9 protein-coding genes are annotated in these 9,114 nt (G+C 37.7%); 8 read left to right on the plus strand and 1 reads right to left on the minus strand.

Features of this window, described 5'->3' with window-relative positions; genetic code table 11:
* Window positions 1-47: 47 nt before the first annotated feature.
* A complete protein-coding gene (locus FD31_RS11430; protein WP_057892912.1) occupies window positions 48-992 on the minus strand; it encodes a sugar-binding transcriptional regulator in 945 nt (314 codons plus the stop codon).
* A gap of 173 nt (window positions 993-1,165) precedes the next feature.
* Between FD31_RS11430 and FD31_RS11435 the strand changes: the two genes are divergently transcribed.
* The 8 genes from FD31_RS11435 (at window position 1,166) to citG (ending at window position 9,012) form a co-directional block, all read left to right on the plus strand.
* Complete coding sequence (locus FD31_RS11435; protein WP_057892913.1) at window positions 1,166-2,314, plus strand: NAD(P)-dependent malic enzyme; 1,149 nt, start codon at window positions 1,166-1,168, stop codon at window positions 2,312-2,314.
* A 45-nt stretch (window positions 2,315-2,359) separates the two neighbouring features.
* The gene (locus FD31_RS11440; protein WP_371862666.1) at window positions 2,360-3,646 is read left to right on the plus strand and encodes a 2-hydroxycarboxylate transporter family protein; all 1,287 of its coding nucleotides are present in this window, start codon (window positions 2,360-2,362) and stop codon (window positions 3,644-3,646) included.
* 280 nt (window positions 3,647-3,926) lie between these two features.
* Window positions 3,927-4,937 (plus strand): [citrate (pro-3S)-lyase] ligase, encoded by a 1,011-nt coding sequence (gene citC / locus FD31_RS11445; RefSeq protein WP_057892914.1) that lies wholly within the window; start codon window positions 3,927-3,929, stop codon window positions 4,935-4,937.
* Window positions 4,927-5,220: a citrate lyase acyl carrier protein gene (citD, locus tag FD31_RS11450; protein WP_057892915.1), complete on the plus strand. Its 294-nt coding sequence runs from the start codon at window positions 4,927-4,929 to the stop codon at window positions 5,218-5,220. Before citC ends, citD begins: the two co-directional genes overlap by 11 nt.
* Window positions 5,220-6,122 carry a citrate (pro-3S)-lyase subunit beta gene (gene citE / locus FD31_RS11455; RefSeq protein ID WP_057892916.1) on the plus strand — a complete coding sequence of 301 codons (903 nt, stop codon included), beginning with the start codon at window positions 5,220-5,222 and terminating at the stop codon, window positions 6,120-6,122. Before citD ends, citE begins: the two co-directional genes overlap by 1 nt.
* Entirely contained in the window at window positions 6,112-7,653 is a 1,542-nt protein-coding gene (gene citF, locus FD31_RS11460) for a citrate lyase subunit alpha (RefSeq protein WP_057892917.1), read from the plus strand. Before citE ends, citF begins: the two co-directional genes overlap by 11 nt.
* Before the next feature lie 10 nt (window positions 7,654-7,663).
* The gene (gene citX, locus FD31_RS11465; protein ID WP_057892918.1) at window positions 7,664-8,209 is read left to right on the plus strand and encodes a citrate lyase holo-[acyl-carrier protein] synthase; all 546 of its coding nucleotides are present in this window, start codon (window positions 7,664-7,666) and stop codon (window positions 8,207-8,209) included.
* Window positions 8,200-9,012 carry a triphosphoribosyl-dephospho-CoA synthase CitG gene (gene citG / locus FD31_RS11470; protein WP_057892919.1) on the plus strand — a complete coding sequence of 271 codons (813 nt, stop codon included), beginning with the start codon at window positions 8,200-8,202 and terminating at the stop codon, window positions 9,010-9,012. Before citX ends, citG begins: the two co-directional genes overlap by 10 nt.
* The last annotated feature ends 102 nt before the right edge of the window (window positions 9,013-9,114 follow it).

The following is a 9,114-nucleotide window of genomic DNA, read 5'->3' on the forward strand; positions in this document are numbered from 1 at the left end:
TAATACGTAGTTTAATATAATATAATTTCAATGGAAAAATGCGGAGCCTACAACTCAGCAAGAAGCTTATTAGCCGTAGGTTCATTCAAAATTACATCAGTAAAATAATTACCTTGTAAAGCGGCATTTAAAGCCGACGACTTGAATTTATCATTAACAATTGTAACTCGTGAGGGAACTTCCAAAATCTTCTTAAAACTAATACCAAAGACCTTATCGTCATCTTCGCTAACTAACAAGTTACCATCTTTATCAATTGGCCGACCGTAAACTAAAGCCGCAATTGAATTGGAATTAACTTTGGGGAAGAGGACGTTCTTACTGTTATACCAAGAGTTGATACTGTTGATCGAGTCCAATGTTCCCACACTCGTAAAAATCAAATCCAATTGTTCGGCTGTTGCTAGGGAAGGCTGAATAGCTGGTTCCAAAGCTAATAGACGTCTAACTTCTTTGTTGACGATATATAGTGGTGCGTCGATGGTTAAATATTTACCGTTATAACGTGTAGCTACTTTTTGAACCATACGCATCGTACCGGCTAATGAATTATGTTTACCATTTTCACCGATAAATTGGGTAAAGACCATGTTGTCTTTGGCTGTTGTTTGAAAAGCATCGATCACATGATAAATCGTGTCTCCCCAGGTGAGACCGATTATTTTTTTGCCATCAATCAAATCTTGTAAATACTTAGCCGCAAACGAATAAAAACGATCATTCTCGTGGGCAATGTCTTCAGTATTTTTCAAAACGTAAAAGTTAGGATTTGGAAAGACACTTTTAAGTTTGTTTTCCAAGTCAGAACTTCGTGAAAAAGGTGAACTAATGTTGATTGTGACAATTTTTTTATCGACTGCTTCAGTCAGATATTTTGAAATCTTATAACGACTGATATTGTACTTTTTCGAGATGTCGCCCAAGTTCAAATGGTTTAAATAATAGTCTTGAGCCAAATCTACTAATAATGACGTATTTTCTTCTTGGGGCATGATAAATCTCCTTTGTTATATATAAGTTACCTTATTTATCACTTGATTTCAATTTTGAAAGTTTGTGAACTTTGTGAAACTATTTACATTTTTTCAAAAATAGAGTAGTATTCAAATTGAAAAATGTTAAATTTATTGAATATTTTTTAATTATTTAAAAAGAGGCGACACCTATGGATATGGAATTAGTTAAAAAAATACATAAAGCGCATACAGGTGTTCTCCAAATCAATGGAGAGCTACCCGTTTCAACAATGGAAGAACTTGGTGAAGCATATACACCAGGAGTTGCTGAAATTAGTAAAATTATTGCTAAAAACCATGACTTGGCTTCAGAATACACTGTCAGTGGTAAATTAGTTGCAATCATTACTGATGGTTCAGCCGTTCTAGGCTTGGGCGACATCGGTCCTCAAGGTGGCTTACCAGTTATCGAAGGTAAAGCCTTGTTATACAAGCGTTTAGCAAATGTTAATGCAATTCCTTTAGCTTTAGATCAAGTTAATGTTGATGAATTCGTACAAACAGTTGTCAACATCAGTAAGAGTTTTGCCGGAATTCACTTGGAAGACATCGCTGCCCCAAGATGTTTTGAAATTGAACAAAAATTGGCAGAAAAACTTGATATTCCGGTTTATCACGATGACCAAGAAGGAACAGCTATTGTTGTTCTAGCTGGTTTGATCAATGCCGCTAAAGTTGTTAACAAAGATTTGAAAGATTTAAAAGTTGTTATCAATGGTGTCGGTGCTTCAGGTTTGGCTACGGCTGAATTATTATTCAAGAGTGGAATCAAGAACATCGTTTTAGTTGATAAAAAGGGTGTTATCGATAGTAACCAAACTAGTTTAAATGATTATCAATATAGTTTAATGAAACGTATCAACAACCAAACAGGTGCTAAGACATTGGCTGATGCTATGAAGGGTGCTGATGCATTCGTTGGTTTGTCAGTTGGTGGACTTGTTACTAAAAAAATGGTTGCTTCAATGGATGATGGTATCGTCTTTGCTTTAGCTAATCCAAAACCTGAAATTGAACCAGAACTTGCTCAAGCCGCTGGTGCCAAAGTTGTTGCTACTGGTAGTTCACAACATCCTAACCAAGTTAATAATATTTTAGCTTTCCCAGGACTCTTCAGAGGACTTTTGGAAAATCACGTTGATCACTTTAGTGCTGAAATGGAAGCTAGTGTTGCCCAAGGTTTAGCAGCTATGATCACTGATCCAAAACCTGAAAAAATTATTCCCGGAGTTTTTGATAAGAACGTTGTTAAGACCGTGTCAGACGCAGTTACAAATTTTGTGAAAAATGAGGATTAAATCATGCAATTGAACTCGATTCCTGACGAAGATAAGCACAAAAATATCTTCCAAAAGTTTATGGCATTAAATATCGGTATCGTACCAATGCCACTTTATCTACTACTATTAGTAGCTTATGTCTTATTAACAATGACTAACCAAATGCCCAATGACATGATTGGCGCTATCGGTATCATGACTTTATTCTCTTTCATCTTGGAAGAAATCGGAAAACACATTCCAGTTTTGAATTCCTTAGGTGGAAAAGTTTTAGTTGTTACTTTCTTGCCATCATTCTTGGTTTACATGAGTTGGTTACCAAAGAGTACAACAAAAGTCGTAACTGACTTTATGAACAACAACAATTTCCTAGCTGTTTTCATTGCATTGCTAATTGTTGGTAGTATTTCAGCTATGAATCGTAAGACTTTGATTCAAGCAAGTATGCGTATCATCGTCGTTCTTTTAATCTGTGAAGTCGTTGGACCACTTGTCGGTATGGGAGTCGGAATGTTACTTGGGCTTTCAGCTTACAAGTCATACTTCTTTATCGTTGCACCAATTATGGCTGGTGGTGTTGGTGAAGGTGCTTTGCCATTATCACTAGGTTATGCCGCTATTATTTCAATGGGCCAACAAAATATTTTCGCCCAAATTTTACCTTGTGTTATGTTAGGTAGTTTAGTTGCCGTTATTGAAGCTGGTATCTTAAGACAAATCGGTGTCTGGAAACCAAGTTTGACAGGTAATGGTCGTTTAGTTGAATCAGATGATAGTGCTGATGAATTAGGCAGTCTTTCATCTAAATCAGATACAGCTAACATTACTAAGATGCTTGTTTCAGGTATTTTAGCTATCACACTTTACATGTTGGGTGTTTACGTTAACTCAATCATCCACTTGCCAGCTCCAATCGTCTTGTTGATCGTTGTTATGGTTGCTAAGATGCTTGGCTGGATTCCTGATTCAGTTCAAGAAGGTGGAAAGTCACTTTACAGTTTAACTGTTAAAGGTATCTCACCACTCTTACTATTCGGTGTTGGTGTTGCAATGACACCTTGGAAATCATTAGTTACTGTCTTTACAAACGTGCCAATGTTGATCACTATTTTCGTTACCGTTACAGCTATCGTTACAGCCGCTTTCTTCGCTGCTAAGTTCTTGAATATGTACCCAGTTGATACTGCTATTGCTGTTTCTTGCTGTTCAGGTCAAGGTGGTACAGGTGCTTTAGCTATCCTTGCTGCTGGTGATCGTATGAACTTGATGCCATTTGCTCAAGTTGCGGTTCGTTTAGGTGGTGCCATTACTGTTACACTATCAATTTTCTTGATGAGATTCTTTGCTTAGTAAATTGTTTTGGTGCCGTCTCCGGGAATGAGAGATTTTTTTACCTGCTGTGGGACCGACCTGAGCCAAGGTCTCAGGTCTCGATTTTGAGCCTTGCATAAATCGCAAGTCTCAAAATATGTCCGTGGTGTAATGGCTAAAGCCATAACGCCACCTTCACTGCAGGTAAAAAATCTCTCATTCCCTCCGACTAAAGCATTTGAATTTCTAAGTTGATACATCTATCAAGTGATTGGTGTGGCAGTAATTTAAATTATTTGGACTATATGGGAGTTGTGTTTTGGAGATTACTACATTAGATCTAAAAGATTTCTACTACTATGAACAATGGCAATCCTTGGTTGAAAAAGAAGGCTTGGTCATTGAAAATCTCGATGATATCACGGAGACGCTTGGTATCTATGAAGATGATGAATTAATTGCGACTGGGTCTTACTTTGAAAATGTTTTGAAGTATTTGGCGATTGAGCCTGATTATCAAGGTGGAGCTGTTTTTAACAAATTGGTTTCTACTTTAATTAATGAATTGGCTACGCAAAATATTTTTCATGTTTTCGTTTTTACCAAGCCGCAATACAAACAGAGTTTTGAATATTTAGGTTTTCAGATCGTTGCTGAAACTTCTGTCTCTTCGTTACTCGAGACTGGGGATTATTCAATTGATCAATATATTGCCGGTTTACCTAAGGTTGCGGGTAAAAATATTTCTGCAATTGTGATGAACGCTAATCCATTCACTTTGGGTCACCGCTACTTAGTTGAACAGGCTGCTAAGGCTAGTGACTATGTTTACTTGTTTGTCGTTAATCAAGATGCTTCGTTATTCACTACTGAAGAACGAATGGATTTGATCAAGCAAGGAACGAGTGATTTGGAGAATGTCAAAGTTGTCAGTGGGGGACAATATATGGTCAGCTTTGTGACTTTTCCTTCGTATTTTATTAAGAGTCGCGCTGATATTGCTACTTATCAAACGCAATTGGATGCACAAGTATTTAAGCGCGTTGCTAAAGTTTTACACATAACGAAACGTTTTGTCGGAAGTGAACCTTATTCACCTACGACTGAAATTTATAATCAATCACTAGCTAAGGTTTTACCACCAGAGGTTAGTTTAGAAGTACTCGACCGTCAGGCCGTTGATCAAGATATTATTAGTGCTACTAAGGTTCGTTCCGCCATCCAAAATAATGACCTAACGGATGTTGAAAAATACGTACCAGAAACAACTTTTAAATTTATTAAAACTAATTTACCAACATTATTAAGGAGGATTCACGATGGAAATTAAGCACACTGCATTAGCAGGTACTTTGGAATCAAGTGATATTCAATTCACTTTGTCAAAAGGTACTGGCGTCGAAATTAATCTTGACTCACAAGTTGAAAAACAATTTGGTAACCAAATCAGAAAAGTTATTACTGACTTATTGGCTGATTACGGTATTGAAAATGTTAACGTTCGTGCCGTTGACAAAGGAGCTTTAGATTGTACAATCAAGGCTCGTTTGATTGCTGCCATTCAACGTGCAACTGATACACAAAATCAACCTAATTGGGAGGTACTTGGATAATGGAACGTTTACGTAGAACCATGATGTTTGTTCCTGGTAATAACCCAGCTATGATTAAAGACGCTGGTATTTATGGGGCCGACTCAATTATGTTTGACCTTGAAGATTCTGTTTCTTTAACTGAAAAAGATACAGCTCGTATGATGGTTTTTGAAGCTTTACAAAATGTTGATTACGGTAATTCTGAGCTAGTTGTTAGAATCAATGGTCTCGATACAGAAATGGGCCGTGCTGATATTTTTGCCATGGTTAAAGCTGGTGTTCAAGTAATCCGTTTGCCTAAGACTGAAACTCCTGATGATGTTGTTGAAACTGAAAAGGTTATCGCTGAAGCTGAAAAATTCTTTGGTATTGAAAATGGTCGTACACACATGATGGCTGCTATTGAAAGTGCTGGTGGTGTCTTGAATGCTCCAGCTATTGCCAAAGCTTCTGATCGTTTGATCGGTATCGCACTTGGTGCTGAAGATTACGTTACAATGATGAAGACACGCAGATACCCTGATGGGGCTGAACTTTCATTTGCTCGTAATATGATTTTGCATGGTGCCCGTGCTGCTGGTATCGCTGCCTTTGATACTGTTTATTCAGATGTTGATAACACTGAAGGTTTCAATCACGAAGTTGAAATTATCCATGAACTTGGATTCGATGGCAAGTCAGTCATCAACCCTCGTCAAATTCCATTAGTTAATGCAATTTATGCACCTACTGATAAGGAAATTCGTAACGCTAAAGATGTCTTACATGCCATTGAAGAAGCCCACAAGAAGGGTTCAGGTGTTATTTCATTACGCGGTAAGATGGTCGACAAGCCAGTTGTAGCCCGTGCTGAACGGACAATGGCTTTGGCTAAAGCTTCACATTTAGTTGACGAGGAGGGCAATATTTATGCTAAATAAAGTAAATCGTGAAATTCCTGATGATATTTTAAAAGAAAAGAACTACAAACCATTTGAAACAACTGAAATTGGCAATCCTGAAACAACTTATGTGGCTCACCAAGTTAAGGTTTCTCAAGGTGATAACAAATTAGTTGAATCAATTCCCGAAGTAATCGAGAAAACTGGTTTGAAGAACGGAATGACAATTTCATTTCACCACCATTTCCGTGAAGGTGACTTTGTCTTTAACATGGTTATGCAAGAAATTATCAATGAAGGCTTCCAAGATTTGACACTTGCTCCTAGTTCATTGACTAACGTTATGAACGATATGGTTATCAAGGCTATCAAAGCTGGAACTATTTCACACATCACTTCTTCTGGTATGCGTGGAACACTTGGTGATTTCATTTCACACGGTGGTTTAAAAGATCCTGTTGTTTTACGTTCACATGGTAACCGTGCTCGTTCAATCGAAAACGGTGATATCAAGATTGATGTTGCTTTCCTTGGTGTTCCTAATGCTGATGCTGTTGGTAATGCTAATGCTATTCACGGTGATGCTGTCTTTGGTTCAATGGGTTACTCATTGATGGATGCTAAATATGCTGACAAGGTTGTTCTATTAACAGATACAATCATGCCTTATCCAAACACTCCAGCAAGTATCGAACAAACACAAGTTGATTACGTTGTGAAAGTTCCTAAGGTCGGAGATCCTGATAAAATTGGTTCAGGTGCTACTCGTTTCACTAAAGATCCTAAGGAATTAAAGATTGCTGAAATGGTTAACCAAGTAATTACTCATTCAGAATACTTTAAAGATGGCTTTAGTTTCCAAACTGGTTCTGGTGGTGCTGCACTTGCTGTCAGTCGTTACCTAAGAAAGTCAATGATTGCTAAGAATATCAAAGCATCATTTGCTTTAGGTGGAATTACTAAACCTACTGTTGATTTGCTTGAAGAAGGTCTTGTTAATAAGATTTTGGATGTTCAAGATTTCGACAAGGGTGCTGCCGCAAGTATGGCCAACAACGAAAACCAACAAGAAATCGATTCATCATGGTATGCCGATCCATATAACAAGGGTGCTGCTGTTAACCAATTAGATGTCTGCATCTTGTCAGCTTTGGAAATTGATACTAAGTTCAACGTTAACGTTATGACAGGTTCTGATGGTGTCTTGCGTGGTGCTATTGGTGGACACCAAGATGCTGCCAATGCAAAATTGACAATCATTTCTGCACCACTTGTTCGTGGACGTATTGCTACTGTTGTTAATGATGTGACAACTGTTGTAACGCCTGGTGATAGCATCGATGTCTTAGTTACTGAAGTCGGTATTGCTATCAACCCTAAACGTAAAGATTTAATTGCTGCTTTGAAGAACGTTCCCGGAGTTCCCGTTTATACAATCGAAGAACTTCAAAAACGCGCTGAAGCTGTTGTTGGTAAGCCAGAACCACTTGAATTTACTGACAGACCAGTTGCCTTGATTGAATACCGTGACGGTAGTTTGATCGACACTGTTTACCAAGTTAAAGACTAGGAGAAAGCTAATGATTGATGTATTTTCGAAGGGGATTCCTCAAGATATTGCTCATGTTTTGAATAATCGTGATGCCCGCGTTTTGGAACAAAAGCAACTGTTACAAAAAACTAAAAGTCATCAATCATTGGTCAGTGCTAAACTCAACATTCCCGGACCAATTAAAAATAATTTTTATTTAACTGATTTCTTTCAACATGGATTAACCGAATTTTTGAAGAATCTAGCAGTTGATTATCAATTGTTATGGGATGTTGCAACGGGACCAGAAGTCTTTTTAATAATTAATGGCGATACGAGTGATATTAAACAAGCAGCGATTAAATTTGAAGATAATAATGAATTAGGTCGATTGTTTGATATTGATGTTTTGAAAGTTGAGAATGGTGCGATTCATCCATTAAGCCGCCATGATTTTGATCAACCAGAACGAAAGTGTTTACTATGTGACAAGCCAGCCAAGGTTTGTGCCCGTAGTCGCACACACAGTGTTGCTGAAATGCAAAAGTATATAAATAAACTAATTAATAAACAATTGGAGTTTTCATGGAATTAAGGACACGATTAGCCAATGCCGCATTGAAAGCTCTGTTATATGAAGTAGACGTTCAACCCAAACCAGGTTTAGTTGATCCAGTCGATCACTCAACCCATTTGGATATGGACGTTTTTACTTTTATCGACAGTGCTGTTTCATTGCAACCATATTTTGAACAATTTGCTCAAGCTGGAATAGACTTTGTTGGAGATGATTTAACAAAGCTTTTTCATGAGATTAGACCGATTGGGATGGAAGCCGAAAAAGTTATGTTTGAAGCTACCGGTGGCGTTAATACCCATAAAGGGGCCATCTTTTCACTCGGCATTTTGCTTGCTGCCAGTGGCTATGATCAACAAGCAATTCGTCAAACAACTGAACGAATGTTGCGTGGTTTGACTGAGCATGATTTCAAAGATCTTGATAAGAAAAAACAACTGACAAATGGTGAACGAATGTTTTTAAAGTATGGAATTACTGGCATTCGTGGAGAAGCTGAACGTGGTTATCCAACCGTTTTTGAAAAGTCATTGCCATATCTCAAAGCTCACTTTGGAAATGATTTTGGAACAGTCTTGTTAGATACGTTGATGGTGATTGTTTCGGAATCGTACGATTCAAATGTGGTTAAACGTGGCAACCTTGAATCATTAGAAAACATTCAAAAATACGCCGAGAATATCTTAGCAGAAGGTGGCTGCAGTCATCCTGAAGGTCGTGAGACACTCGATGATATGAATAGTTACTGCAACGAAAATAATCTCAGTCTCGGTGGAAGTGCCGATTTGTTGATTATTACAATCTTCTTGTTCTTAATTTAGAGAGTGGGACAAAACAAAGTCATTCGAGCATTAAAACAAATAACCCAAGTAATCCGATTTTGGATTGCTTGGGTTATTTGGGTTCCATGTGGAAAGACAACC

This window comes from Companilactobacillus nantensis DSM 16982, assembly GCF_001435815.1.
GTDB lineage: Bacteria > Bacillota > Bacilli > Lactobacillales > Lactobacillaceae > Companilactobacillus > Companilactobacillus nantensis.

Coding starts and splice junctions, on each gene's coding strand:
- FD31_RS11430 (WP_057892912.1), bottom strand. CDS start 992: ATGCCCCAAGAAGAAAATACGTCATTATTAGTAGATTTGGCTCAAGAC.
- FD31_RS11435 (WP_057892913.1), top strand. CDS start 1,166: ATGGATATGGAATTAGTTAAAAAAATACATAAAGCGCATACAGGTGTT.
- citD (WP_057892915.1), top strand. CDS start 4,927: ATGGAAATTAAGCACACTGCATTAGCAGGTACTTTGGAATCAAGTGAT.
- citE (WP_057892916.1), top strand. CDS start 5,220: ATGGAACGTTTACGTAGAACCATGATGTTTGTTCCTGGTAATAACCCA.
- citF (WP_057892917.1), top strand. CDS start 6,112: ATGCTAAATAAAGTAAATCGTGAAATTCCTGATGATATTTTAAAAGAA.
- citX (WP_057892918.1), top strand. CDS start 7,664: ATGATTGATGTATTTTCGAAGGGGATTCCTCAAGATATTGCTCATGTT.
- citG (WP_057892919.1), top strand. CDS start 8,200: ATGGAATTAAGGACACGATTAGCCAATGCCGCATTGAAAGCTCTGTTA.